We start from the raw sequence: 26,942 nt of genomic DNA, 5'->3' as shown, positions 1-26,942 counted from the left end.
TGCACACCCTACTGGCCTCGTACGCGCGTCCTACGATCGCGGGTCGGCGCGGGTGCCCGGACCCGACCCGGAGGGGTGGACCACGCACGAAGGTCCCGACCCCCTGAGGGGACGGGACCTTCGCATCGGAGCGCTGGGCAGGCCTTGCACCTGCATTTCCCCACGGGAAGTGGGGCGTCTTTCCTTGGACCACCAACGCACGGGACGCTGCCGTGATCACGGCGGCGAACGCAAGATCGACTGTAGCGCATCAGGCGGGCTGTTCCCAAAGCCGCCGGAGGTGGGCGTGGAGCACGTCCCGCGCCTGCGATTCCGCGAGGTGGCCGATGAGGACGTGGGTGGTGAGACCGTCGGCGAGGGCGAGGAGCGTACGGGCCTCGCGCTGCGGGTCGAGCGGTACGGGCCGAACGGTGTCGGCGCCCGCGTCGGCAGCCGCTCGCCGCTCCCCGTCGCCCTCCCCGTCGCCCTGCGACCCGGCACCCGCGTCCGCCTCCGCGATCAGGCGGGCGAAGGCCTCCTGGAGCTCTCCGTAGTTCGCCCTGAGCGGTGTGGCGAGCGCCGTGTCGACTGCCGCCTGCGCGACGAACGCGAGCCAGACCCTGGCTTCGGCCCGGTGTTCCTCGCGGAGCAGCGCGACCTCGGTGGCGGCGTGCCCCAGGGCCGTGCGCGCGGACTGGGCCGGACTCCTGACCAGGCGGGCCTGGACGCGTTCGCCGATCAGTTCGCCGATGTGCCCGAGCGCGAACACGAGCATCTCCTCCTTGGTGCGGAAGCACCGCTGGACGGCGCCCATCGACACCTGCGCGCGGGCGGCGACGTCACGCAGTGACACGCCCTCCAGGCCGTGCTCGTCGGCGAGCTCGCAGACGGCCCCGGCGATGAGGCGCCGCCGGCCCGCGTGATCCACCTGTCGGGGCATGTCCGGCCGCCTCCTGTTTCCCGTGTGTCGGTCCTCCCGCGCGCGCCGCACGACGGGCGCGCGCACGGCTCACCAGGCTACAGTTCCGATGCGCTCGCATTGCTTCCGGACGGGGCGGCCCACGGCTACCGCTTGTGCCGCAGGGGTGACCTCGGCGACGATCACGGCATGACGATGCGAAAGGGCGTGCTCCGCCCGGGCCGATGAGGCCCCTGCCGCCGGGCTTCCACGGTCCGGCCGACTGTGTGGAGACCTGGATCCACGAGGCCGTCCGCGATCGCGCCTCCGCCCGCTGCGGCGCCGCGCACAGGGCGATCCTCGACGCCGTGGGGAAGGATCGGGACGGGCCGGTGACCGCCCGGTTGCTCGCCGAGGTACTCGATGCTCCGGTGCGACCTCGTCTCCTCCTCGTGGAGTTGCTGAGCGGCCTGTGCGGAAACGGTGCCGCCCCGTGGCCCGCCGTGGCGGCCGTCGCCGTGCTCCTGACGCGCGATCCGAACGCGCCGGTGCGGCGCGCCGCCGCCTGGCTGCTGACCGCCGCCGATCACCACCGGGCCGGCGGACTGCTCACCGGACCGGAACCCGAGCCGGATCCCGTGACCCGGACGGCACTGGCCGAGGCCCTGCTGACGCGGGGCGACGGACCGGACCGGCTGACGCTGCGCGCCGACCGGGACCCGGCGATCCGACTCCGCGCCACCCTGCGGCCCGACACCGACGCCGTCCTGGCCGATCTCGACGCGGCCGGCGACCGCCTCGGCGGACCGGGAGGCCGGGCGAGGTGGGGTGCGGGCACCGTGTGGGGCCTGGCCGCGACCCGGGCCGGCGACGCGGAGACCTGCTACGCGGACATCGGCCTGCTCGCCGCGCGCGACACCGTGGTGGCGCGGTGTGCCGCGGTCGACATGGCTGCGATCGCCCTGCGGGAATGGCGGACGGCTCCGCGGGCGCTCGTACCGCACCTGCGCCCGATGTTGGACGGCGCGGCGGACCCCGGTGTGCGGGCGGCGGCCGCCGCAGCCGTCTCGGGCCCGCTGGCGACCACCCGGCTCTGCGCCGAGCAACTCGCTTCACTTCTCGACGAGTTGCCGGCGGTGGCGGCTCCCGCCCTGGCCCGGATCGGCGAGGTGCGGGCTCTGCCGCAGCTCTGCCGGCTCGTCGCCGGGGGCGCCTCCGCCCGAACGGTGGCGGAGGGCGTCGAAGGGTTGGCCCGGGCCGGTTGCGACCCGCGGCCCCTCGTGGCGGCGGCTGCCGACTTCCTCGACCGGCGCGAGGGCGTGGCCGACGGTACGGTGTGGGCCGCCCTCGGTGTGCTGCGCTCCTGCGGGCCCGCGGCGGAGGACGCCGTACCGCAGTTGCTGCGCGTACTCGCCCCGGACGGCGACGGTACGACGGGGCGACGAACCCAGGCCGTCCTCGCACTCGGCGGGATCGGCCCCGCGGCGGCCGCCGCGGTGCCGCTGCTCGAAAGCCTCCGCGGGGGCACCGCCGGCCGGTTCACCGGGGAGGTGGAGATGGCGCTGATCCGGATCACCGGGGACCGGCGGCGGGCCGAGCGGGTCTTCGCGGGGCTACCGGCGAGGCGGCGTGAACTGCGCCTGGCCGCGGACCTGCTGGACTGGATCGCCGCGAACGGCGGTCTTGGGCCGCGCCACGTCGCGTACCTGCGGGAGGCCTGCGCGGACCCGGCGGGGCGTGCCGTGCACCCGAGGTGCGCCGGCATCCTGTGGCGCCACGAGGGGGACGCCGTCGCGGAGCTCGTCCTCGACGTGCTGGTGCCCCACCTGGCCGGGGAAGGGTTCGGCGTGTACGTCTGCACGGTCCTGGGCGCCATGGGCCCCGCCGCCGCCCGGGCCGTACCCGCGCTGCGCGAGGTGGCCGAGCGGCGGGACCGGGTCCGCATGTACATCGGCAACTTCGACGAGGAGACGCGGGCCGACGAGCGCCTGGCGGCGGCGGCCCGGGCTGCCCTGAGTCGGATCACCGACGCGACGGCGACCCGCGAGAACGGCCTCCGCCAGCCATCGGATCCGCTCTGAAGTCCCGTCGTCCCGGCCCGAGGAGTCCTCCTCGGGCCGGGACGACGGGACGTGCGGAGGGGCCGGGCCCGTGGGGATACGGGTCCGGCCCGTCCGGTCGGGCGAGCGTCGGGTCAGACGCGGTCGGCCGCGATCAGCAGGTACTGGAAGGAGCCGTCCTTGTACGAGTTGATGAACGCCTCCTCGATGCCGGTGACCAGGGAGGACGTGGCCCGCAACTCCCAGTAGGGCAGGGTCGCCGGGGTCAGGTCGATGACGGCCTGCGGTACGAGACGGTTGTCGGCCAGCGCCCGCATGTACTCACGGCGGGAGTGGATGTTGCACTCGAAGTGCGCGTTGATCTGCGATACCCACTTCGAGGGCTGCCCGTAGCGCGGGTTCCAGCAACCGGTGATGGTCACGTACCGGCCTCCGACGGAGAGCACCCGGGAGTGCTCGGCGAAGAGGTCGTGCAGGTCGACGTACATACTCGACTCGTTGTTCCACGAGCCTGCGGCCCGCCCCGTCTCGAAGGGCATGTCAAGCATGTTGCAGACGCGCGCGCGGACGGAATCGGCGATGCCCAGTTCCTGGGCGCGCCGGTTGGCGAACTCGGCCTGCTTGGCCGACAGCGTGACGCCCTCCACCTTGCAGCCGAAGCGCTGGTGGGCCATGACGGACGAACCACCACGCCCGCAACCGGCGTCGACGAGGGTGTCATCGCGTCCGATGGTCCCGAGGTGGTCCAGCAGGACGTCGGCCTGGGCCGACTCCAGTCGGTGCAGTTCGGCGATCAGCTTCTTCTCGTACTCGCTGTCCGCGGTGTCGCCGAGTGCCGCGTGGTCGACGTCGCCGATGCCGTAGTGGTGGTGGTAGAGCCCGTCGACGTCGCCGAGACGAAGATTCACCGGCCGGGCCTCGTGGTCCCAGTAGCGGGCGATGTCACCTTGGTAGGGCGTCGCCGGGGTCGGGATGAATGCCGAGGAGGTCGCGGTGGTGAGCTCGGTGTTGGTCACAGATGTATCCGTCCTTACCAGAAGTCGGGCAGGCTGTAGCGGAAGGTGTTGGTCTGGTGCCAGTAGTGGTTGCCGTCGACCCACACGGCCACACCCCGCAGGAAGCGCAGCACGTTCGGGACGGGGCAGGCGGCCGCCAGTTCGGCGGCCTCGGCCTCGAAGGAGTGCATGAGGTCGTTGTGGACCTCGACCGCCTTGAGGTAGGCATCGCGAACGGAGCAGTCCTCTCGTTCGGCGATCACCACGGGCAGGTTCAGGTGCGTGCCGGGACTCGCCAACTCCTTGGTGTAGGAGTACAGGTCGTTGACGATGGTGGTGGCGTTCCCGGCGAGGGCGAGGACACGTTGCATCGCCGGTTGGGCGTGCAGGTCCGCCGGCAGTTCGTAGCCGCCGACGGTGTCGGTGATGGTGGGGCACGGGCGGAAGTTGTTGAACTGCCGCATCGAGAGGTACTCCCACACCTCCGGGACGTAGTCGGTCTCGGCCCAGGCGGCCTCGGCGAGGTATCCGAGGTGCAGGCGGGCCATGTCGTGCCGGTACCGGTCGGCCTGCGAGGGGGTGGCTTCCTTGAGGAAGTACTCCATGGCCGAGCGGTAGGCGCGCCGGGGCGCGTCCGCGTGGAGGGACCGTGCCCAGTCCGGTTGGTATTCGGCCGTCGTGTGGAGGGGGTCCAGGGCGGTGTGGGCCAGCAGGAGGCGTCCGCCGAGGCCGATGGGTGAGCCTCCGTGGTCCTCGCAGTAGCAGTCGTCGACCGCGTTCTCGGCGGCCATCAGCCGGGTGGCGATCATCAGGTGGTCGAGGGTGGGTGCGTCCGGATGACAGGCGACCATGTACCGGCCGAGGGAGAACCCGTCGAACTGGTCCTCCCAGTCGGGCGGGAACAGCTCCACCTCGTCCACCGCCCATGCCTTGATGCGGCGGCCGACCTCCTCCACCCGTACCGGGTCGGGCTCCGCCACCGGGTGGTGGTAGAGGCCCGGGACCGGATTGCCCACGGGCGGTGCGGGCGGGTCCACGGGGGCGAGGAGTTCCTCGCGCGACCGGGTCGGGTAGAGGCCGGCCGTACCCAGCCCGCTGGGACCGCGCAGGATCCGCTCCAGGGCGGGGCGCGGGGCTCCCGCCGCGGCGGGAGGCGGGGCGTCGGGCGGCGTCGGTACGGCGGGCCGGATCGGCACCACCGGCGGAAGGGGCACCACGGGCGGGGTGGGTGCCACGGGTGGGGTGGGTGCCACCGGCGGAAGGGGCACCACGGGGGCGAGGGGCACCGCGTGAGGGGCGGGGGTTTCCGGAGGGGCGGGGGCGGCGAGCGGCACGGTGGCCGCGTCCGGCGGAGTGGGCCGTGGGCCGCCGAAGGCTTCGATGCCCCGGCCGTGGCCGTGGGCCCCGAAGCGGGCCGCCGCGCCGGGCAGGCTCGATTGCAGGGGGGAGGGCCCGGGAGCGGGCATCCGTGACTCCTTGCTGGGTGAGGGGGCTGTCCCGGATCCCGGGCGTGTGGGCGGCCCGGGACGGTCTCCCGGGCCCGCGCTTCAGGTGGGTCGACCCGTGCGGGCCGACCCTTCCTGTTGGTGCCGGGGCGCGGCCCGGCCGGCCGGCTAGTCGGGCCTGCGGGCGATCTGGACGTTCTCCAGGACTCCGAGCGCGTCGGGCACCAGGATGGCGGCGGAGTAGTAGGTGGTGACGAGGTAGGAGATGATCGAGCGCTCGTCGATGCCCATGAAGCGCACCGACAACCCGGGCTCGTACTCCTCCGGCAGCCCGGTCTGGTGCAGTCCGATGACGCCCTGCTTGTCCTCGCCCGTGCGCATCACCAGGATCGAGCTGGTGTTCTCCTTGCTGATCGGGATCTTGCCGCAGGGCAGGATCGGCACCCCCCGCCAGGCCGGCACCTGCTGGCCGCCGAGGTCGACGTGGTCCGGGTAGAGCCCTCGGGCGTTGAACTCGCGGCCGATCGCCGCGATGGTCCTGGGGTGCGCCAGGAAGAAACGCGAGCCGCGGCGGCGGCAGAGCAGTTCGTCGAGGTCGTCCGGGGTGGGCGGCCCGGAGTGGGTCTGGATCCGCTGCTTGAAGGCCGCGTTGTGGAGCAGCCCGAACTCCCGGTTGTTGATCAGCTCGTACTCCTGGCGCTCGCGCAGCGCCTCGATGGTGAGCCTGAGCTGTTCCTCGGTCTGGTTCATCGGCTGGTTGTAGAGGTCGGCGACCCTCGTGTGGACGCGCAGGACCGTCTGGGCGATGGAGAGTTCGTACTCGCGCGGATTGAGCTCGTAGTCGACGAAGGTGCCGGGCAGTTCGGCTTCGCCGGTGTGGCCGGCGGACATCGCGATCTCGGCCTCGCCGTGCCGGTTCTGCCGCTGGAGCGGGAGCGTGCCGAACCGCTCGACGTGGGCCCGGAGGTTCGGCGCCGAGGACAGTACGGAGTCGAACTCGGCCCGGTCGAGGGTGAGGAGGGTGCCGGAGGTGGCGGCGGTGGCGGTGTGGTCCCACGTAGCGCCGGTTTCCAACAGCGCGTGCTCGCCGAAGCGGTCGCCCTCGGCGAGCACGGCGACGGTCACTTCGTCGCCGTACTTGCCGACGGAGGTCTGGGTGATGCGACCGTGGGCGATGAGGTGGATCCGCTCGGCGGGAGCGCCCCGTTCGACCAACACCTCGCCGGCCCGGAAGTCGCGCTGCACGCACCGGTCGGCGAGCGCGGTCAGCACGCCGATGTCGTCGAAGCCGCGCAGCATGGCGAGTTCACCGAGCTCGCGGGGGATGACCCGGACGCGGGCGCCGTCCTGGACGAACTCGACGCGCCCGTCACCGACGGTGTAGCTCAGGCGGCGGTTCACCCGGTAGGTGCCGCCCTGGGTCTCCACCCAGGGGAGCATCTTCAGCAGCCAGCGGGAGCTGATCTCCTGCATCTGCGGGGCGGACTTCGTCGTGGTGGCGAGGTTCCGGGCAGCGGCCGTACCGAGGCTGCTCTGCGGGGGCGGCTCCAGCTGCGCCTCTGGGCTGGTGTCCACGGTCATCGGACAGGTTCTCCTTCGTAGCGGTGGTGATCGGCGCACGTGTATGCCACCCACGGGAAACGAGGGGGCGAATATCCGGGCAATCCGTCCAGATCCGGAAGCACACTAACCACGGACGGGGCTGATCGGCCCCAAGATCCCGTGGGTATTACCTCAATGCGGTGATCTTGCGGCGTGGGGTGTTTGAAGCCCGTTCAGACGATATTCGGACATGCCAAATGGCTTGGTGTGCAGCCGAGTTGTCGTACCGGAACGGGAGGAACGATTCGTCCGAACCCTCCCGGGTGATAGCCGCAAACGTGCGGCCCGTCGCACCGGCCGGCGGCCCACCTCATCACCAGGATGTGCCGGTGATCTCCCCGCACGTGATCGGTGCGCTCTCCGCACTGGCACTCCTCGCGCCCTCGTCCGCCCACGCGGCTCCGCTTCCCTCCGCTCCCGAACCGTCCGCTCCCGGCACGGCCGCCGAGAAGGCCGTCGACCTGTACCTGTCCGGTCTGCACCGGCAGCCCGGGCGGTTGCGGGACTTCTTCGTGGACCTCCCGAAGGGCGGCGACCTGCACAACCACCTCGCCGGCGCCGTCTCCACCGAGTTCCTGATCGAACTGGCCGCCGAGGACGGGCTGTGCGTCGTCACGGCCACGAGCACGGCCGTCCCGCCGCCCTGCGGCGCCGGCACCCGTCCGGCGGCCGACGCCGTGACCGACGCGGAGTTCCGCCGCCAGGTCATCCGGGCCTGGTCCATGCAGGACTTCCCGGCCGACGGGAACGGACACGACCACTTCTTCGCCACCTTCGGCAAGTTCGGCGAGGTCACCTGGCGCCACCCGGGCCGGATGCTCGCCGAGGTCGCCAACACGGCCGCCCGGCAGAAGCAGTTCTACCTGGAGACGATGATCTCCCCGGCCTCCACCGAGGCCCGCGCGCTCGCCGACCGGATCGGCTTCGACGCCGACCTCGACCGCATGCACGACAAGCTGCTCGCCGACGGCGCCCTCGACACGGTCGTACGGCAGGCGCGCGCCAACGCGGACACCACCGACGTCGACTTCCGCACGGCCGCGCACTGCGACACCCGGCGCCCCGACCCGGCGTGTGCGCTGCCCTACCGATGGATCTCGCAGGTCGGGCGCGCGGGCACGCCGGAGCGGGTCTTCACCCAGATGGCGCTCGGCATGCGACTGGCGGAGCGCGATCCCCGGTTCGTCGCCGTGAACCTGGTGCAGCCCGAGGACGACCCGGTGGCCCTGCGCGACTACCGGCTGCACATGCGGATGCTGAACTACCTCAAGTCCCAGTACCCGAAGGCGCACATCACCCTGCACGCGGGCGAGCTCGTCCCGGGCCTGGTCAAGCCGGAGGACCTCACCTTCCACATCCGTGAGGCCGCGCAGACGGGCCGGGCCGAGCGGATCGGCCACGGCGTGTCCGTGCTGCACGAGGACCGGTGGGAGTCCCTGATGCGCCACATGGCCGAGCGACGGATCGCGGTGGAGGTGCCCTTCCACAGCAACGAGCAGATCCTGCGGGTCTCGGGGGACGCGCACCCGTTCGCCACGTACCGCCGCTTCGGCGTTCCGGTGGTACTGGCCACGGACGATCCGGGCGTGTCGCGGATCGGGATCACCGACGAGTACCGCCGGGCCTCGGAGATGTACGGGCTGCGCTACCGCGAGCTGAAGGACCTCGCGCGGGCCTCGCTCGACCACTCCTTCCTGCCGGGGCGGAGCCTGTGGCAGAGCGACGTCCGCACCGGCTACCGGCCCGTCGCGGTGTGCGCCGGCGAGACGCCCGGCGCCGAGCACGTCGGCCGGCGGTGCGAGCGGCTCCTGGAGTCCAGCCCGAAGGCTCAGGTGCAATGGCGCCAGGAGGCGGCGTTCGCCCGCTTCGAGGCCGATCGCACGCGGCCGGACCGCCCCGGCCCGCGCTGACCCGGTCCGCACCGACCCGGTCCGGCCCCCGCCCGGTTCGCCCCGCGACGGGGCCGGGCGGGGCGCGGTCGGGCCACGACCGGCCCCCTCCGTATGGCGCCCGCCGCGGGCCTCCCGCAGCATCGGACCATGGCCGACGGTGACGAGGGGGCGGGCCAGGTCGGGCGGGAGGCCGCCGCCCGGCAGCTGCGCCGGGGCGTGGACGTCGTCCAGGACGTGAGCCGGCGCGGCGCCGAGCTGCCGTGGCGAACCCTGGTGATCTTCCTCGTGGTCGTCGCGGTGGTGTGCGGCGCGGGGATCGCCCTCTACTTCGACGAGCGCAACACCCGTCAGCAGACCGTGGTCGTCGGCCCCCAGCACGCCGCGGACCGGATCGACGTCCATGCCGACGTCCAGCGCACCGACCCGGTGCTGCGCCAGATCACCCTGCGGGTCACCCTCACCCCCTTCGGCCGCTACCAGGGCCCCGACGGCTACCCGGCGCAGAGCCTCACGTTGTACGCGAACACCACCGGACAGCAGGAGATCCGGTTCCCCGCGGGCAGCGAACTGTGGGTGCGGGACGTCCAGGTCCCGCTCTCGGACGGCGCGTCCTCGGACTACCCGTTCGACAAGTACACGGCCGACTTCGCGTTCGCCGCGACGGCCGGCCCCCTGGACACCCGCGTACCGGTCGTGCTGCGCCTCCACGATCAGGACCCGAACTTCGCCTACAAGAACGGTGAGGGCTCCTACGAGGGGCAGGCCGCGTACCTGACCAGTGAGGTCAAGCGTTCGCGCAGCACCTTCATCCTCGCCTGGTTCATGATCGCCGCCATGTGGGCGGTCGCCCTCGCGATCGTCACCGCCTGCTGGCTGGTGGTCGGGCAGCGGCGCGGCCTGCTGTGGCCGGCCCTCGGCTGGATGGCCGCCAGCCTCTTCGCTCTCGTCGGCCTGCGCAACGCGGCGCCCGGCTCGCCGCCCAACGGCTGTCTGCTCGACTACCTCGCGTTCTACTGGGCCGAGGCGCTGATCGTCCTCAGCCTCACCGTGCTCGTCTTCCACGGCATCCGCATCGAGCACGGCCTCGGCGGCCCGGTCACCGACCCCCGCCAGGACCCGACGGCCCGGCGGCGCCGCCCGGCCCGCCCGCGCGGCGTCCCGGCCGGCCACCGCCGCCGCCGCCGCTCCTGACCGATACCGCCCCCTCGCCGGCCCTCCGGGCAACGGGACGGGACGGGCAGGGACGGGAGAACGTTGCCTGACACGGCACCGGGCCGACATCGCCTACGTACGGCCCGTGGCGCGCAGTCGGGCCACCGCGTAGGGCGGTGCGCCGAGCGTGAGGAGGCGGAACAGGCCGGCGACCGCGCGGTGCCCGACGCTGATGCGCTCCATCACCCGGTGTTCGCCGACGCTCTCCCAGCCGGGTGCCACGGCGGCGAGTCCGCGGCCGCCGCGGGCCCCGGAGCGGAACTGCGCGCCCGTCGCCTTGACGATCGGGTGGCGGCCGCTGAGAGCGATCCTCGGATGGAAGTAGTCCGCGACGAGTTCGGCGGCGGGGAAGGCGGTCCGGCAGGAGACGAGGAACGACCGCAGGCCGGCCGGGTCCAGGTACATCAGCACCCCCTCGGTCAGGACGAGGACATCGCGGCGCCCGCCGACCAGGGGCAACAGCTGCCCGGCCCAGTCCGGGTCGGTGATCGAGGCGGCCACGACGCGGGCCCGGTCCCGCGGGAGCAGCCTGGCCCGTAGGTCCACCACTTCCGGTACGTCGACGCCGAGCCAGGTCACCGACGCGGGCAGGGTGCCCGCCAGCCGCTCGGCGCGGGTGTCGAGGCCGATGCCCGCCGAGATGACCACCGCGTCGGGGTGGGCCCGGCAGTAACTCGCCGTCAGGGTGCCGAAGACGATGGCGCGGTGGATCGATCCGACGGCGTTGCCGCGGTCGGTGAGTACTTCGGGGGCGCGGTAGCCGGTGGAGGCCAGCACGGCGGCCGCGGCGGGATCACGGAACGCGGTTCCCGGCAGCAGTTCGGCGGCGTGGGCGCGGCCGTACAACGGGGTCAGCAGGGTCATCGCCACTCCGCTGAGGCCGTGGGCGGGACCGCTGTCGTCGGAGGGGGTCGGCATGGGCGTTGCTCCTCGTGTCGCTGGGCGGGCGGACCGGACGGGCCCGCCGTCGGGGCGGGGAGCGCGGGGGCGGCCCCGGTCGGGCCGCCCCCGCGCCGCGTCTCTCAGCCGCGGTGGAACACGACTTCCGGGTCGGCCGGTGTCGGGCCGTTCAGCCGGGGGGCGGGCAGGCCGCGCAGGTGGAGGTCGAAGAAGTCGCCGACGTAGGCCCGGGTGATCTGTTGGGAACGGGTACCGGAGAGCGGTGTCTCCGGATGGGCGTAGCCCACCTGGTCGCCGAGGACCGGCCAGTCGGTGAATGCGGGGTGGCCCGCCCCGGTGACGGTCAGCCAGCGCTTCCAGCCGTCCAGCCGGGGCCAGGTGTCCTCCCAGGAGGTGTCCGGGAAGTCGGGCGGCAGCAGGGCGGGGTCACCGGCGAGCATGAGGAAGGGGCGTCCCCCGAGCCCGCTCTGCGGCACCGGCGTGAAGAACGTGCCGTCCATGTTGACCCCGGCGTCGACGCGCGGGTCGAGGGCCATGGTCGCCGAGGCCGCCGCGCCGCCGATGGAGTGGCCGGCCATGCCGATGTGTCGGGGGTCGATGAGTCGGGAGTACCGCCATGCGGGGTGCGGGCCGGTGAGTCGGTCCAGGACGAACGGAATGTCGCGGGCCCGGCCCTCGGAGACCCGGTGGAGGGAGCCGTCGGGGAACACCTGCTCGCAGGCCTTGCAGGTGAGCAGTCGCCCGCCGGGGAAGACCGTGCCGTCCGACTCGTAGGCGTGGTCGACCGCCGCGACGACGTAGCCACGGGCGGCGAGGTCCTCGGCCAGGACGCTCAGCGAGGCGCGCGGCATGGTGAAACCGGGTGACAGCACGACCAAGGGGTAGCGCTGCGCGGAGGGGCGGGGCAGGGCACCGGTGCGGGACTGCGTACGGGTGGCGGCGACCCGCTCGGGCGTGACGTACTCGCCCAGTTGCCCCCGGTCGGTCAGCAGGGCCTTGGCCTCCGGAACGCTCATGTAGGGAGCGGGGGTGCCGGTGTGCGGGAGTGCCGGGTAGTACAGGGAAAGCAGTAATTCCCGGTCGGCGGTGGGGACCCAGGGATCCTTGCGGTCCCGGTCGACCAGGTGGAGGGTGTCCCGGCCCACGGAGAAGGGGCCGGTGGTGCGGGGGAGTTCGAGTCGCGTGGATTCCCCGGGCGGGGCGGCCGTGGCCGCGGCGGGGGACGCGAGGGTGACGGGGGCGGCGAGGGCCAGGCCGGCCGCCACGGCCGTCAGCGCACGCATGATCTTCTTCATGCCCGCATCCTAGAACCACACAGGCAAGCCTTACCTAACTTTTCTGAGGGTGGAGTCGAACCGCCACTCCCCCGTCCCGCCCCCGGGCGCCGGTCGACGACCTGACCGCGGCACCGACGGGAAAGGGCGTCCGGGCTCGACGCCCCTTCACCCGACGCCGCACCGAGGACGTGCGTCCCCTCGACATCCGCCGGTCGCGCCGCCCGGCCACCCCGTCACCCCGAGGTTCGGGCGTCCATCGACCGCGCGAGGGACAGCGGGCGCAGGTCCGTCCAGTGGGTCTCGACGAAGTCCAGGCACGCCTGCCGCGTGTCCTCACCGAAGGCCGTGCTCCAGCCGCCCGGCACCTCGGCGAAGGCCGGCCAGAGCGAGTGCTGGCCCTCCGCGTTCACCAGGACCAGGAAGCGACCTTCGGCATCGTCGAAAGGATTGGTGCTCACGTTCGGTACCTCCTCGCCACCCCCGTCCGGGGGTGGACCTCCAAGGGAAGGAAACGTCATGCTTAGGTTAGGCTCGCCTAATTGAAGCGAGCTTAGCGTTCTCCCCTTGCCCCTCACAAGGAGACCTCGATGCGCCTCGTGACCGAACGGAGGACCCGGACGTGAGCGATCCCGCCCCCGGCTCCGGAGCCGCTACGGAACATCCCTTCGCCGCGTTCGGGCTGCCCGGCAGACCCGGTACGGACGGGTTCTGGGCGGCGGCGGGGGCTGCGGGGGCGCCCGTGTCCGTGCCGTCCGACGGCGGCTGGGTCACCCTGTTCCTCCGGCGCCGCTCCCCCGCTCGGGTCGAATTCGAGAGCTGGTCCGAGCCCGTTCCCCTGATCCGGTGGGGTGACTCGGATTGCTGGTACGCCGAAGTATCCATGCCCACCCGGCTGCGGGTGACCTACCGGTTCCTCACGGACGACGGCGCGGACGCCGACGCGCTCAACCCGGTCGGTTCCGGCGGCAATTGGTCCATCGCCGCGACCCCCGACGCCCCCGCGCAACCGCACTGGCCGGTCGTCGGCCCGCACGACCTCCTGCCGCTTCCCGGCACCCGGGTCCGCTGGACCAGTCGACGGCTCGGCGGGCGGCGGACCGTACGGGTCCACGCGGCCGGCGGTGGTGGACCGCTGGTACTGCTGCTCGACGGGGACGACTGGCTGTACCTGCACCCGGCCGCGACCGCCTTCGACGCGGCCGTCGCGGCCGGCGCCGTGCCGCCCGTCACGCTCGTCTTCCTGCCGACCCGCGACCGGGAAGCCGAGTTCGGGTGCCGCCCGCACCTGTGGGAGGCCGTCCGGGACGAACTGCTGCCACTGGTCGCGGACACCGGCGTGGCCGCGGACCCGGACCGGCTGGTGGTCGCCGGGCAGAGCCTGGGCGGCCTGAGCGCGATGTACGCGGCTCTGGAGTTCCCCGAGTTGGTTTCCCGCGTGGCCTGTCAGTCCGGGTCGTTCTGGTGGACCCCGGACGCCGCCGGGCTCGCCGACCCGTTGGCCGGCCCGGTCGGCGGTGCCGTCGCCGCGCGCCTGCGGGAGCGTCCCGACCTGTCCGGCCTGCGGGTCGCCTTCGACGTCGGGGAGCACGAAACCCGGATGCTGCCGCACTGCGAGCTGACGGAGGCCCTGGCCGAACGGGCCGGGGCTACCGTGAGCGTCTCCCGGTCGCCCTCGGGCCACGACCGGGCGGGCTGGCGACACGCCCTGCTCAGGGACGTCGCCCGGGTGCTCGGCCAGGGCGGGTTGTGAAAGTACCGCCGTCGACCGGGCCGGCCCACGAGTCCGTGCGGTACCGCGGGCGACGGTGGATCGGGCCACCGTCGCCCCCGACCCGGTCGGTCAGCGGGCCACCGCCGCGCAGTAGTCCTCGTCGCCGGCGAGCAGGTTCCGGTGGGTGTCCTCGGCCGTGATGACGCCGTCGTCGAGGACGAGGACCCGGTCGGCGGCGTCCAGCAGCGCCGGACTGCCGGTGATCACGACGGTGGTCCGCCCGCGGCGCAGCTCGGCGAGGTTGCGGGCGATGAGCTGTTCGGTGACCGCGTCGACGGCCGTCGTCGGGTCGTGCAGGACGAGGACGTCGGTGTCGGCGGCGAGCGCGCGGGCCAGGGACAGCCGTTGGCGCTGGCCCCCGGACAGGTTGGCGCCGCGGTCGCGGACGCCGTGGTCGAGGCCCTCCCGGTGGAGGGCTACGACATCGGTCAGCATGGACGCCTCGACGGCCTCGGTGACCGTGCGACTGGTGCCCGTCGGGTCGATGTTCGTCCGGAGGGTTCCCGCGAAGATCTCCGCCTCGTACGGGTTCACCAGCATGTGCGCCCGGACCGCCTCGATCGACAGGTCGCCGATCTCCTGCTCGCTGACCCGCACCACGCCGTCGTAGGCGTGGGGCGGGACCTTCACCGACAGGATCGCGGCGAGGTCGGCCGCGGCGCGCGGCTGGTAGGCGGCGATCGCGACGAACTCGCCCGCGAGCACCTGGAACTTTAGCTCGCGCAGGACTCCGTACCGGACACAGTCGATTTCGAGGGACCCACCCGCGGCCGGGCGTTGCGGTCCCGGGGTGGTGACCGGCGGGGCGGTCAGGACGAGCGCCATCCGCTGCGCCGAAGCCCGCGCCATCATCACGTACTTGGGCATGTCCGAGAACATCTTGAGGGGCTCCATGATGAATTGGGCCAGCCCCACGGCCATGACGAGTTCACCGATGGTGATCTGCCGGTCGAACGCGAGCCATCCGGCCGTCAGGGTCACGGTGGCCGCGAGGACCGCGTTCAGGGCCATGGCGGTGCCCGCGTAGGCGCCGTTCGCCATGGCCACGGTGACGGCTTGGTGCCTCGCCTCCGTGCTGACCTTCCGGTAGGACCCGAACGCGGCGTGGTTGCCGCCGAATCCGTGCAGCGGGCGCAGACCGGTGATCAGGTCGGCGACCTTCGCACCGGCCCGTGCCACCCGGGCCTGTTGTTCCCGGGTGCTGGAGCCGATGCGCTTCGACATCACGCTGAGGACGAGCAGGATCGCGACGGTTCCCACGATCACCAGCAGGCCGAGCCGGCCGTCGGCCAGTCCCAGGGCGACCGCCGCGATCAGTACGGCGACCAGTGAACTGATCAGGAGCGGCACCACCTCGATGATGTCGGCCGTCTGGTCCGCGTCCTCCGTGGCGATGGTCAGCACCTCGCCGGACTTGAGACCGGTGTCCCCGGGCACCGGCTGGAGTCCGCAGTCGGCGACCTGTACGCGCCAGCGGTGCGCCTCGGTCGTGTTGGCCTTCTGCAGGATGCGCATGCCGAACCGCCACGACAGCGACACGGTCGTGATGATCACGGCCAGCGCGCCGATCGACAGGGCGAGGGCGCCCGGGCTGCGGTCCTGCATCGTGTGCTCGACGATCATGCCGAGCGCGATGGGGAACGCGGTCTCGCCGGCCTGGTAGAGGCCCATGAGGACGGTTCCCCAGAACATGGCTCCGAGGTTGCGGCGCAGTGCCGTCCGAAGGATGTCGGACCCCGTGCGGGGCCTCTGCGTGTCAGGAGTTGTCATCGAGGTGGCGTGCAATCGCTTCCGGGGTTCGTAGGGTGAACAGGTCTCGGACCGTGACCACGGGACCGTACTCGCGGCGGAGCAGGCCGATCAGCCGCACCGCCAGCATGGAGTGTCCGCCGAGGGAAATGAAGTCGCCCACCGCGCTCACCTCGTCGTCGTCCAGGTCCAGCGCCTCGGCGAAGAACTCGCACACGACGGTCTCCGTCGCCGTTCGCGGACCCCGCTCCCCCGCCCCGGTCAGCGCGCCGAGCGGCCTGGCCTCGGGCAGGGCCTTGGTGTCGGCCTTCCCGTTGACGGTGAGCGGGATGCCGGCCACCCGGGCGTAGTGGGTGGGCCGCAGGAAGTCCGGTAGTCCGGCGCCCACTTCGGCGGCGACGGTCGCGAGGAGGGTGCCGTCGCGTTCGTCGACCCGATCGGCGCCCCCGTCACTGCCGCCGCCGTCACCGTCGTCGAGTACCAGGTACGCGGCCAGCCGGTGCGTGCCGTCGACCTGGGGGTCGGGCTGGGCGACCGCCGCGACGAACCGTACGGCGGGGTGCGCGGCGAACGCGGCCTCGACCTCGCCGAGTTCGACGCGGTGTCCCCTGATCTTGACCTGCTGGTCGGTCCTGCCGAGGTACATCAGGTTGCCGTCGGGCCGCCTGAGGACCAGGTCGCCCGTGCGGTACATGCGTTCGCCGGGTGGGCCGAAGGGGCACGCGACGAACCGGTGGGCGCTCTGGGCCGGTTGTCCGAGGTAGCCGCGGGCGATGCCGATGCCCGCCACGTACAGCTCGCCTGGGACCCCTTCGGGCAGCGGGCGCAGCCAAGGGTCCAGGACGTGGACGTCGGTGTTGTCGATCGCCACGCCCACGACCGGGTCCTGGCACTCGAAGGTGCCGACGCCGAGGGTGTTGATGGTGTATTCGGTGGGTCCGTACAGGTTGTAGCCGGCCGTGCCGTCGGTCGCGGCGAGCCGCTGCCACAGCGTCGGGGTGACGGCCTCGCCGCCCAGGAGCACCAGGGCCGGCCGGCGCGCCGGGTCGTCGAGGAGTCCCTCGGCGACGAGTTGCTGGGCGTAGGTCGGGGTCACGTTGATGACGTCGATCCGGTGCCGGAGGCAGTACGCGACGAGCCGCGGGGCGTCGCGGCGCAGCTCCTCGTCACAGACGTGCACCTCGTGGCCGTCGGCGAGCCAGAGCAGTTCCTCCCAGGACATGTCGAAGGCGAAGGAGACGGTGTGCGCGATCCGGAAGGTGCGGTGGCCGTGTTCCGCGAGGACGGGCTCGAAGATCCGGCGCTGGTGGTTGATCAGCATGTTGGTGAGCCCGGCGTATTCGGTCACCACGCCCTTGGGCCTTCCGGTGGAACCGGAGGTGTAGATCGTGTAGGCGGGATGGCGGAGCCGGTGGGGGTCCCGCGGTGCGAACGTCACGAGGGGTTCGGCCTCGGGCAGGGGCAGGTCCAGCTCGATCAGGGCGGGCGTCGGGGCCCCGGTGACGGCTCCGGTGAGGCGGGGTGTCACGGAGCTCACCGTCAGGACGGCGTCCGGGCGCGCGTCCGCGACGATCGCCGCGATCCGCTCGTCCGGGTGGTCCAGCTCCAGCGGTACGTAGGCGGCGCCCGTGCGGAGCACGGCGAACAGGGCGACGATCGAGTCGAGGGAGCGCGGGAGGGCGAGGGCCACCGTGTCCTCGGGGCCGATACCGTGCCGGGCGAGCACACCGGCCACCGCACGGCTGCGGTCCCGGAGCCGGCCGAAGGTCATGGTCCGGCCGTCGGCGACGAGGGCCACCCGTTGCGGTTCGCGGTCCGCGGCCCGGTCGAAACGGTCGACGACGGTGTCCGTGCCCACGTCCGTGCGGGCGGCGGGCCGTGGCTCGGGGCCGAGGCCCCGCAGGGTGCCCAGCGGGCCGGTCCACCGGGCCAGGTCGTCCAGTACGCGCAGGTAGTCGTCGAGGAGGCGGCAGGCACCGGGGGTGTCGTCGTCACGGTGTTCCAGTTTGACCGTGAGTCGTTCGCCGGGGGTGACGACCCAGGTGAAGGGGTAGTGCGTGGAGTCGTCGGCCCGTACGGCGGTGATGCCGTGCCGGGCGTTCATCGCGGCGAACGCGTCCATGTCCAGGAAGTTCTGCAGGACGAACAGGTTGTCGAACAGGGCGTCGTGTCCGGCGGCACGTTGGATCTCGCCGAGTCCGAGGTGTTCGTGCTCCATCGCGGCGACCCTGGCGTCCTGTACGGCCGACAGGTAGGCCCGGACCGTGTCGCCGGGCCGTGCCCTGGTCCACATGGGCACGGTGTTGAGGAGCACACCGACGATGTCGGACAGGCCCTCGCCCTCGCGGCCGGACACGGTCACGCCGAACACGGCGTCGGCGCGGCCCGTGCGGGCGCCCAGCAGGAGCCCGAAGGCCCCGGTCAGCAGGGAGTTCAGGGTGACGCCGTGGGCCCGGGCCGCTGCCCGCAGCAGCTGCGACCGTTCGGCGGAGAGGGTGTGCACGAGGGTGCCCGGCAGGCCGTCCGGGAGGGTGGGCGCCGGTCCCGCGAGCAGGGTCGGTCCGGGCAGGCCGGTCAGGTGGTCCGCCCAGAAGCGTTCGGACGGGGCGGGGTCCTTCGCGGCGAGCGCGCGGGCATGGTCCTCGAACCCCGGCGCGGCCGGGGTCGGATCCGTCAGGTGACCTGCGAGGGCGGCGCGGTAGGCGTCGAACAGGTCCCGCAGCACGATCTCCCGGGACCAGCCGTCCCACAGCAGCAGGTGGTAACTGAGCAGGAGGGCGTCCCGGTCTTCGGGCAGGCGGATCACGGTCAGCCGGATCAGTGGCGGTCGGTCCGGGTCGAATCCCGTGTCCCGGTCCTGGGACAGCAGGGTGTCGATCTCCGCGTCCGTCGAGAGGGTGACGGTTCGGACGTCGACGCGCCGTCCCCTGCCGAGGACCTGGACCGGGTTCCCGTCGTCGTCGGTGGTGAACCCGGCGCCGACGACCGGGTGCCGCGCGATCACCCATGCCATCGCTTCGGCCAGTGCGTCGGTGTCCAGGCGCCGGTCGAAGGTGAAGTGGCTCTGTGCGACGTAGTGTCCGGCGGGCCCGGCAAGTTGCGCCTGGAAGAAGAGTCCCCGCTGGAGCGGGGTGACGGGCGCGGTGCGCCCGGTCGTCGTCGCCGCGTCCGCGAGGGTCGTCAGGGCGGCGGACCAGTGCTCGGCGATCGTGTCGGGTACGCCTTCGGCCAGGGTGAAGGCCGCGTGCAGGCTTCCGGTGTCCGCGTCGGTCCAGGCGTTGACCTCGACGGCGTACGGGCTGCCGTGTTCGCCCGGGGTGAGTTGCGGGGCTTGTGAATCGCCGCTCCGGCCGAGGTAGTTGAACAGCACTTGCGGGCGGGCGGTGAGCAGCGGGGCCGTCTGCGGGTCGAGGTACCGGAGCCGGCCGTAGGCGACGTGCGCACGCTCGTCGGGTCGGCGCGCCGCGAGTTCGCGGGCCGCCGCGACGGGGTCGGTGTGCGGTGTGAGCCGTACGGGGGCGATGGCGGTGAACCAGCCGACGGTGCGGCTGTAGTCGTGGTCGGGCAGGGCGGGGACCCGGCCGTGCAGTTCCAGTTCGATCGCGAGGTCGGTGGGTGTGGGCTGGATGTGGGTCAGGGCGGTGCGCAGGGCGCCGCAGAGCAGTTCGGTGAGGCCGACGCCGAGGGCGGCGGGAGCCGTGCGGGTGACGACGTCGCTGACTGCGGGCGGGAGGACGACCGTGGTCCCGCGGGGGGTGCCGGAGCCGACGACGGGGAGCAGCGGTGGTGCCTGGAGCGTGGTGATCCAGTGTCCGAGGTCGTCGATGTCGTGGGCGGAGCCGTGGGCGAGTGCCGACGCGTACGCGGCGTAGGAGGTGGTGGGTGCCGGTAGGGCCGTGCCGCGGAGGGCGGTGGTCAGGTCGTCCAGCAGGACCAGCCAGGAGACGGCGTCGACGGCCAGGTGGTGGACGGTGACGACCAGGGTCCGGCTCTCCTCCAGCCAGGCGAACGCGATGACCTCGCCGGCCTCGGGGTCGAGCCGTCCGGCGGCCTCGTCGGCCACGGCGGTCGCCCGGGGGGCGCCGGGCGGGAGCGGGGTGCCGGTCGCGTGGGCGGTGTCGGGCGCCGCCGACGTGTCCGTGAGGCCGGAGGTGTCCGTCGGGGCGGGCCGGGTGACGGTGACCTCGCGGACGGGTTCGGTGCTCAGGGCCCAGACCCCGTGTGCGACGCGCAGTCGCATCCGGAGCGCGGGGTGCGCGGCCACGACGGCGTTCGCGGCGCGCCGCACGTCCGGGAATCCGATGCCCTCGGCCACCTGAAGTGTCCTGGCCTGGGCGAACCGGTCGAGGGACCCGGCGCCCAGCTCCCGTTGGCGCAGGATGATCGGTGTCGGCGTCAGGGGGCCGTCCCGGTGTGGTGCGGGTGCGGTCGGCACCGCCCGCGGGGTGCTCGTCGCGAGGTGTGCGGCCAGGGCTCGCGGGGTCCTGAGCAGGAACACGTCGCGCGGCGTGATGCCGAGGCCCAGTGCCCGGGCCCGGTTGACGACGGTGATGGCGAGGATGCTGTCGCCGCCGGCCCGGAAGAAGTCGCAGTCGCCGTCGACGGCGGTGCCGGGCAGCGTCTCGGTGAAGATGTCGACGAGCGCGGTGAGGACGGCGGGCGCACCGGGTGCGGGGCCGTTCTCCGGTACGGGGGCGTCCTGCCGGGCGGCCCGCTCGGTGAGGGCCTTCCGGTCCAGTTTTCCGTTGACGGTCAGTGGTAGGGCGTCGACGGTCAGGGCCCGGCCGGGCACCATGTGCGCGGGCAGCTTCGCGGACAGCAGGGCGGTGAGGTCGTCGGGGATGCGGCCGACGACGTGTGCGATCAGGTGGTCGCCGCTGTCGGCCACGGTGACGGCGACGTCGACGACGTCGTCGAGCTCCCTGATCCTGGACTCCACCTCGCCGAGTTCGATGCGGAATCCCTTGAGCTGTACCTGGTCGTCCGCGCGGCCGGCGAACTCCAGTTCCCCGTCGAGGGTCCGGCGGGCGAGGTCGCCCGTGTGGTACATGCGGGAGCCGTCACCGGCGAACGGGTCGGCCACGAACCGGCCGGCGGTGAGCGCCGGCCGGCCGAGGTAGCCGAGCGACACCTGGTCACCCGCGACGTAGACGGCGCCCTCCCGGCCCGGGGGCACCGGCCGGAGCCGGTCGTCGAGGAGGTGCGTGACGAGCCCGGGGATGGGCGCCCCGATCGGGCTGATGTCGTCGCCGCGGTCGAAGTCCTCGTCGGTCAGGACGCGGTGGGTGACGTGCACGGTGGTCTCGGTGATGCCGTACATGTTGACCAGCCGGGGGGTGGTGGTGCCGTGCCGATCGACCCAGCCGCGCAGCCGCCCGAGGTCCAGCGCCTCCCCTCCGAAGACGATCCGTCGGAGGCTGGTGGGCGGGGATCCGGCGTGCCGGTCGGCCTCGATGAACTGGTGGAAGGCCGACGGCGTCTGGTTGAGCACCGTCACCCCGCGTTCGCGCACCAGGCGATGGAAATCGACCGGCGATCGGGTCAACGCGTGCTCCGGTACGAGGAGTTCACTTCCGTGCGCCAGCGCGCCCCACAGCTCCCACACCGCGAAGTCGAAGGAGTAGGAGTGGAACTGGACCCAGACGTCCTCGGGGCCGAAGTCCATGTCGTGCCAGGTGTTCGCGAGCAGCGCGACCACGGCGGAGTGCGGGACGACGACGCCCTTGGGCCGGCCGGTGGACCCCGACGTGTAGATCACGTACGCCGGATCCTGCCCGCCGGCCCCGGCCGCCGGCACGCCGGCGGTGGCGGGCACGGGGTGGTCCGGCGTGGAGGCGTCCCCCTGGACGAGCACGCGGGCCGGCACCTCGGCCCGGGCCAGCAGCCGCGTGAACCGGTCCCGCTGGTCACGGTCCACGAGGACGACCTGCGGGGCGGAGTCGGCCAGGATGTACTCCAGCCGCTCGTCCGGATAGGCGGGCTCCAACGGTACGTACGCGCCGCCCGCGGTGACGACGGCGATCAGCGCCGTGATCTGCTCCACGGAACGCGGTACGGCGACGGCGACCCGCCGGCCGGGCCCCACTCCGGCCGCGCGCAGGGTGGACACCAACGCGTCGCGCGCGTGTGCGAGTTCACCGTAGCTCAGGGTCCGGGTGGCACCGTCGATCGAGCACTGGGTGACCGCGGGTGCGTCCGGGTCCCGGTGGACGGCGGCCTCGAACAGGGCGCCCAGCGTGGTCGGTGTGACGCGTGCGGGGCGCCGGGCGTCCTCGGTGACCACGTCGCCCAGCGGGGTGTCCGGGTGGCCGAGCAGGTCCGTGAGGGTGCGGGTGAACGTGCCGAGCAGGGCGCGGGCTGTGGCCTCCCTCACCAGCGCGGCATCGTGGATGAGGTTGAAGCGCGGGCGGCCGTCGGGGGTGCGCTCCACCACGAGCGTGAGGGGGTAGTGGGGGGCGCCCTCGTTGACGACGTCGGTGATGACGAGGGTGTCGTCGGGGCTGCGCAGCCCCGCGAGGTCGGTCGCCACGTCGAACACCACCAGGGTGTCGAAGAGGGGGCCCGTGCCGCTCCGGCGGCTGATCCGTGCCAGGGAGACGTGTTGGTGGGGTCGTACCGCGTCCTGGTGCTCGCGCACCGAGGTGAGGAATTCGCGTGCCGTGGTGGTCGGGGTCCACCGGGCGCGCACGGGGATGGTGTTGATGAGGAGTCCCACCATGTCCTCGATGCCGGGGACGTCCGCGTCGCGCCCGGAGACGGTGGAGCCGAACACGACGTCCCGGGTGTGCAGGACGCCGCCCAGTGCGAGGGCCCAGGCACTGTGCACGGCCACGCTGAGCGGGACAGCCGCCGAGCGGGCGGCCTCGTCGATGTCGTCGTCCGGTTCCTGAACCGCGTCGGCGAACCGGTCGGAGGGCGGGGTCCCCCCGGCGACCAGGCACGGGCCGGGCAGGTCGGCGAGCTGTTCGTGCCACACCCGGTCGCTCTCGTCCTCGTCGAGCGAGACGAGCCGCCGTACGTGGTCGCCGAACCCGACGCGCGGGTGGCCGGTGCCCGGGGCGTGGTACTCGGAGAGCAGGGCGCGGAGCATCGGCGGTACGGACCAGCCGTCGGCGATGATGTGGTGCACGGTCTGCACGAGGACCTGCCGGCCCGAGCCGGCGCGGATGAGGGTGTAGCGCATCAGCGGGCCGGCGGCCAGGTCGAAGCCGAGGCGGCGGTCCCGTTCGGCGTGGTCGCGGATCTCCTCGTCGGTGATGCCGGGTCGGTCCAGGGTGGTGAACGGGGCCCGTGTTCCGCTCTCCAGGACGGAGACCACCCGGCCGTCGGCGAGGGCGACGAACCGGGCGGCGAGGTTGGGGTGGAGGGTGAGCAGTCGGGTGGCCGCCGCGGCGAGCCGGACCTCGTCCACCTCGCCCTCCAACGTGAGCAGTTGCTGCTCGACGTAGCTGCCGCCGGTGTCGTCGTCGAAGACCGAGTGGAAGTACAGGCCTTCCTGCAGCGGGGTCAGCGGCAGGACGTCCCGCAGCGTCGGGCCGTCCAGGTCGTCGACGTCGCTCTGGGTGAGCGCCACCGGGGCGAAGTCGCTTGGAGAGTGGCCGCCCACGGGCAGGGCGGCCAGGGCGGCCAGCCCGGTGAGGGCCTCGCGGAAGTACCCGCCGATGACGGACGCGTCCTCGTCGGTGAGCAGCCCGTCGGGCCAGGAGAGGGTGGTGACCAGTTCGTAGCCGCCGGTCGCGTCGGGCTCGGCGATGGCGTTGAACTCCAGGGCGCGCGGGAGGCGCATCCGAGGGTCACGCCGCTCCCCCAACTGACCGGTGGCGTTAGCGAGTTCCCAGTCCTCGGCGGATCCCGCGTCGAAGCGGCCTAGGTAGTTGAACAGGACCTGCGGGGCGGGGGTGTCGAACTCGGCCCGGGTCAGGTGGCGCAGCACTCCGTAGGACAGGCCGCCCCGCGGGGTTCGGGCGAGATCGTCCTTGACGGCCTTGAGGGCGGTGGCCAGGTGGCCGGGGTCGGTGCGGTCGGCGGCGGGGCCGGGGTCGACGGTCACGGGGAAGAGGGTGGTGAACCACCCCACGGTGCGGGACAGTTCCGGCTCGAAGCCGGCGTCGCCGGCGACGAACCGGGCCTCGCGTCCGTGGCCCTCCAGTTCGATGTGCGCGAACGTCTGGTCCTGGCCGAGGTCGCGGCGCCACCGGGCGAGGGTGACGGCCAGCGCGGTCAGGAGCACGTCGTTGGCGCCGGCGTGGAACTTCGCGGGCACTTCGCCCAGCAGTGCGGCCGTGGTGTCGGGGTCGACGCGCACGGTCGTCGTCCGTTCCCGGGCGACGGTGTCGGCATCGGACAGGGCGCGCCTGCCCAGCGGGGCGTCCGGTCCCGGGAGGGGGCGTTGGTAGTGGGCCCGGTCAGGGTCGAACGCGGTGCGCTCCAGCAGTTGGGTCCAGCGTCGGAACGAGGTGCCCGTGCGGGGCAGTGCGAGGGGCTCGCCCGCGGTGAACCGGCGCCACGTCGTGGCGAGGTCCTCCATCAGGATCCGCCAGGACACTCCGTCGATCACGACGTGGTGGGCGACCAGTACGAGTTGGCGTGCCGTGGGGCGCCAGACGGCCCGCAGCATGACGCCGTCGTCGGGGTCCAGTGCGTCGGTGGCGAGCGCGACGCAGGCGTCGACCGGTCGGTCGCTCTCCTGCCAGATCCGGGTGGTGGAGCGGTCCGGCTCCGGGATCTCGAAGCTCCAGCGGTCCGCGCGCACCAGCCTGGCCCGGAGCATGTCGTGGCGGTCGAGCAGGGCGGCGAGGACCGCGTCGAGTCCGTCGGCGGTCAGGTCCTGCGGGGTGTTGAGCACGACCGATTGCACGAAGCCGTCGATCGCGTCCGTCGTCTCGCCGAGCCACTGGACGACGGGGGATCCGACGACGGCGCCCGTCGCCACGTCGGCGTGGTCCACGCCGGCGGCGGCGCCGCGGTCCGCGACGGCCGCGAGCGCCCCCACGGCGCTGTGCGTGAAGATCTGACGTGCGGTGACGTGGAGGCCGGCTGCGCGCAGCGCGCTCAGCAGGGAGATCGCCAGGATGCTGTCCCCGCCGAGCTGGAAGAAGTCCTGGTCCACGCCGACCTCGTCGAGGCGCAGTACGGTGGCGACCGCCGCGCACACGAGGCGTTCGTTCTCCGTGGTGGGAGGGGTGGCCGCGCCGGTGGGGGACGCGGGCTCGGGCAGCGCGGCCCGGTCGATCTTGCCGTTCGCCGTGAGTGGGAACTCCTCCAGCACGACGAGGTGGGCGGGGACCATGTACTCGACCATGTGCCCGGCGGCCCACGCCTTGACCTCGTCCGCCCGTAGCGCCCCGTTCCCGGCGGTCGGGATGACGTAGCCCACCAAGTAGGTTCCGCCCGCCGTGTTCTTCTTCGCGACGACGCAGGTGTGCCGTACCGCGGGGTGTTCCGCGAGGCCGACCTCGACGTCCTCGATCTCCAGGCGCATGCCGCGGATCTTGATCTGGTTGTCGGATCGGCCGAGGAAGTCGAGGGACCCGTCGGGGGCGAAGCGCGCGAGGTCGCCGGTGCGGTACAGCCGGGATCCGTCGGTGGCGAAGGGGTTCGCGACGAACCGCGACGCGGTCAGGCCGGGCGAGTTGACGTAGCCGCGGCCCAGGAGGAGGCCGCCGGCGTAGAGTTCGCCGCCGACGCCGACGGGGACGGGACGGAGTTCGTCGTCGAGGACGTAGAGCTGGGTGTTGGGGTTGGCCTTGCCGATCGATGTCGAGAGGCGTTCGGCCGCGCCCCGGTAGATGACGTGGGAGACGCCGATGGTCGTCTCGGCCGGGCCGTATCCGTGGTACATGGGTATGTCGAGCCGGGTGCGGAAGCGCTCGTACAGCTCCGGGGTCAGCACCTCGCCGCCGCACCACACGTGCCGCAGGCTGTCCAGCCGGCCGGAATCGCCGGCGATCTCCAGCAGGACGTCGAGCATGGACGAGACCAGGTAGGTGAAGGTGACGCGCTGTTCGGCGATCACCTCCAGCAGGTGGTGCGGATCGCGTTCGCCGCCGGGGCGCAGCACCACGAGCCTGCCGCCGGACACCAGGGGCAGGAAGATCTCGTTGATGGAGATGTCGAAGGACAGGGGTGCCTTGAACAGCGAGGCGTCGTCGGGTCCGAAGCGGAGGATCTCGTCGACCTGCCACAGCAGGCGCTCGCTGATCGCCTCGTGGCGGATCATCGCGCCCTTGGGGCGGCCGGTCGACCCGGATGTGAAGATCACGTAGGCGAGGGAGTCGCCGGGGACGGCGGTCACGGCCGCCGGATCGGGACGGGAACCGAACCGCCAGTGACCGAGGTCGACGGGGACGGCTTCCGGTTCGTCGGGGGCGTGCTCGCCGGAGGTGTTGATCTGCAGGCCGATGCGGGCATCGGCGATGACGACGGCCCGGCGCGCGGCCGGCCACTGCGGATCGAGGGGCACGAACGCCGCGCCGGCCCGGAGCACACCGAGCAGGGCGACGACCATGTCGGCGGATCGCCCCAGCGAGATGCCGACGACCTGTTCGGCCACGACGCCCCGCTCGACCAGGTGGTCCGCCAACCCGCCCGATAACTCGGCAGCTTGCCGATACGTCAGGGAACGGTGTTCGTCGACGATCGCGACGGCGTCCGGCCTGGTCCGGGCCTGTTCCAGGAACATCTCGACGATGGTCGGCCGGAGCCGCTCCGCGCCGGTGTCGTTCCACCCGGCCAGGGCCTCGATCCGTTCCGCCACACCGGAGGGGCCGATGGTGGCGACGGGCCGGTCCGGGAAGTCGGCGAGGTCGTCGAGGGCGAGTTGCGCGTCGGCGCACTCGACGCCGTCCGGGACGGTGATGCTGCGGCCGTCCGCGGCGACCTCCCAGCCGGCCGGTCCGGCCCCCCCGTTGTCCACCCAGGCGAGGACGTCGACGAACAGGGTTCCGGGAGTCAGCTCCAGGCCTTCGGGGTCGCGGCCCGTGGCCCAGTACGACAGCCCGATCGCGCACGCTTCGGCGATGGTCCGGTCGGAGTGGTCACCGGTTCTCCGGCGCACGTCGGCCAGGCGTGTCGCAGAAAGCAGTACGTGACGAGCTGTCGGTTCCGTCATCGAAGACGCGTCCTTTCTGTTTCACCGTCCTGCCCCGTACGGGGCAGGGGTC

At 72.7% G+C, this 26,942-nt stretch carries 13 protein-coding genes; 4 read left to right on the top strand and 9 right to left on the bottom strand.

Annotated elements, in window-relative coordinates; all coding sequences use genetic code 11:
* Positions 1-250: 250 nt before the first annotated feature.
* The gene (locus ACZ58N_RS25645) at positions 251-919 is read right to left on the bottom strand and encodes a TetR/AcrR family transcriptional regulator (protein ID WP_471164182.1); all 669 of its coding nucleotides are present in this window, start codon (positions 917-919) and stop codon (positions 251-253) included.
* 203 nt (positions 920-1,122) lie between these two features.
* On the opposite strand from ACZ58N_RS25645, the gene ACZ58N_RS25640 reads away from it, so the two are divergent.
* Positions 1,123-2,958 carry a hypothetical protein gene (locus ACZ58N_RS25640; RefSeq protein ID WP_471164180.1) on the top strand — a complete coding sequence of 612 codons (1,836 nt, stop codon included), beginning with the start codon at positions 1,123-1,125 and terminating at the stop codon, positions 2,956-2,958.
* A gap of 113 nt (positions 2,959-3,071) precedes the next feature.
* Here the strand turns inward: ACZ58N_RS25640 and ACZ58N_RS25635 are convergent, their stop codons facing one another.
* The 3 genes from ACZ58N_RS25635 to ACZ58N_RS25625 form a co-directional block, all read right to left on the bottom strand.
* Positions 3,072-3,953 carry a geranyl diphosphate 2-C-methyltransferase gene (locus ACZ58N_RS25635; protein ID WP_471164177.1) on the bottom strand — a complete coding sequence of 294 codons (882 nt, stop codon included), beginning with the start codon at positions 3,951-3,953 and terminating at the stop codon, positions 3,072-3,074.
* 14 nt (positions 3,954-3,967) lie between these two features.
* The gene (locus tag ACZ58N_RS25630; protein ID WP_471164395.1) at positions 3,968-5,266 is read right to left on the bottom strand and encodes a family 2 encapsulin nanocompartment cargo protein terpene cyclase; all 1,299 of its coding nucleotides are present in this window, start codon (positions 5,264-5,266) and stop codon (positions 3,968-3,970) included.
* A gap of 279 nt (positions 5,267-5,545) precedes the next feature.
* Complete coding sequence (locus ACZ58N_RS25625) at positions 5,546-6,958, bottom strand: family 2B encapsulin nanocompartment shell protein (RefSeq protein WP_471164174.1); 1,413 nt, start codon at positions 6,956-6,958, stop codon at positions 5,546-5,548.
* Positions 6,959-7,308: 350 nt separating this feature from the next.
* Between ACZ58N_RS25625 and ACZ58N_RS25620 the strand changes: the two genes are divergently transcribed.
* Both ACZ58N_RS25620 and ACZ58N_RS25615 read left to right on the top strand, forming a co-directional pair.
* Positions 7,309-8,889: an adenosine deaminase family protein gene (locus ACZ58N_RS25620; protein ID WP_471164171.1), complete on the top strand. Its 1,581-nt coding sequence runs from the start codon at positions 7,309-7,311 to the stop codon at positions 8,887-8,889.
* Positions 8,890-9,018: 129 nt separating this feature from the next.
* The gene (locus tag ACZ58N_RS25615; RefSeq protein WP_471164168.1) at positions 9,019-10,062 is read left to right on the top strand and encodes a DUF4436 family protein; all 1,044 of its coding nucleotides are present in this window, start codon (positions 9,019-9,021) and stop codon (positions 10,060-10,062) included.
* 93 nt (positions 10,063-10,155) lie between these two features.
* Here ACZ58N_RS25615 and ACZ58N_RS25610 read toward each other — a convergent pair whose 3' ends face one another.
* From ACZ58N_RS25610 to ACZ58N_RS25600, 3 genes are all read right to left on the bottom strand, one after another.
* Positions 10,156-11,001: a class I SAM-dependent methyltransferase gene (locus tag ACZ58N_RS25610; RefSeq protein ID WP_471164166.1), complete on the bottom strand. Its 846-nt coding sequence runs from the start codon at positions 10,999-11,001 to the stop codon at positions 10,156-10,158.
* Between the two features lie 104 nt (positions 11,002-11,105).
* Positions 11,106-12,278, bottom strand: a complete 1,173-nt coding sequence (locus tag ACZ58N_RS25605; RefSeq protein WP_471164163.1) for an alpha/beta hydrolase family protein — start codon at positions 12,276-12,278, stop codon at positions 11,106-11,108.
* A gap of 215 nt (positions 12,279-12,493) precedes the next feature.
* Positions 12,494-12,718, bottom strand: a complete 225-nt coding sequence (locus ACZ58N_RS25600) for an MbtH family protein (protein WP_471164160.1) — start codon at positions 12,716-12,718, stop codon at positions 12,494-12,496.
* A 161-nt stretch (positions 12,719-12,879) separates the two neighbouring features.
* Here ACZ58N_RS25600 and ACZ58N_RS25595 point away from each other — a divergent pair, with 161 nt between their 5' ends.
* The gene (locus tag ACZ58N_RS25595; protein ID WP_471164158.1) at positions 12,880-14,010 is read left to right on the top strand and encodes an alpha/beta hydrolase-fold protein; all 1,131 of its coding nucleotides are present in this window, start codon (positions 12,880-12,882) and stop codon (positions 14,008-14,010) included.
* 90 nt (positions 14,011-14,100) lie between these two features.
* Here ACZ58N_RS25595 and ACZ58N_RS25590 read toward each other — a convergent pair whose 3' ends face one another.
* Complete coding sequence (locus tag ACZ58N_RS25590) at positions 14,101-15,801, bottom strand: ABC transporter ATP-binding protein (protein WP_471164155.1); 1,701 nt, start codon at positions 15,799-15,801, stop codon at positions 14,101-14,103.
* Positions 15,788-26,890: a non-ribosomal peptide synthetase gene (locus ACZ58N_RS25585; protein ID WP_471164153.1), complete on the bottom strand. Its 11,103-nt coding sequence runs from the start codon at positions 26,888-26,890 to the stop codon at positions 15,788-15,790. The genes ACZ58N_RS25590 and ACZ58N_RS25585 overlap by 14 nt, the downstream gene beginning before the upstream one ends.
* Positions 26,891-26,942: the final 52 nt, after the last annotated feature.

Source organism: Streptomyces sp. NPDC040432, from assembly GCF_055595445.1.
The sequence above is the reverse complement of the archived record's forward strand: the minus strand, read 5'-3'. Positions and strand labels throughout refer to the sequence as shown.

Excerpts from the sequence above, each read along its gene's own strand:
- ACZ58N_RS25625 (WP_471164174.1), bottom strand. The coding sequence starts at position 6,958 with ATGACCGTGGACACCAGCCCAGAGGCGCAGCTGGAGCCGCCCCCGCAG.
- ACZ58N_RS25605 (WP_471164163.1), bottom strand. The coding sequence starts at position 12,278 with ATGAAGAAGATCATGCGTGCGCTGACGGCCGTGGCGGCCGGCCTGGCC.
- ACZ58N_RS25640 (WP_471164180.1), top strand. The coding sequence starts at position 1,123 with ATGAGGCCCCTGCCGCCGGGCTTCCACGGTCCGGCCGACTGTGTGGAG.
- ACZ58N_RS25590 (WP_471164155.1), bottom strand. The coding sequence starts at position 15,801 with ATGACAACTCCTGACACGCAGAGGCCCCGCACGGGGTCCGACATCCTT.
- ACZ58N_RS25585 (WP_471164153.1), bottom strand. The coding sequence starts at position 26,890 with ATGACGGAACCGACAGCTCGTCACGTACTGCTTTCTGCGACACGCCTG.
- ACZ58N_RS25610 (WP_471164166.1), bottom strand. The coding sequence starts at position 11,001 with ATGCCGACCCCCTCCGACGACAGCGGTCCCGCCCACGGCCTCAGCGGA.
- ACZ58N_RS25615 (WP_471164168.1), top strand. The coding sequence starts at position 9,019 with ATGGCCGACGGTGACGAGGGGGCGGGCCAGGTCGGGCGGGAGGCCGCC.
- ACZ58N_RS25645 (WP_471164182.1), bottom strand. The coding sequence starts at position 919 with ATGCCCCGACAGGTGGATCACGCGGGCCGGCGGCGCCTCATCGCCGGG.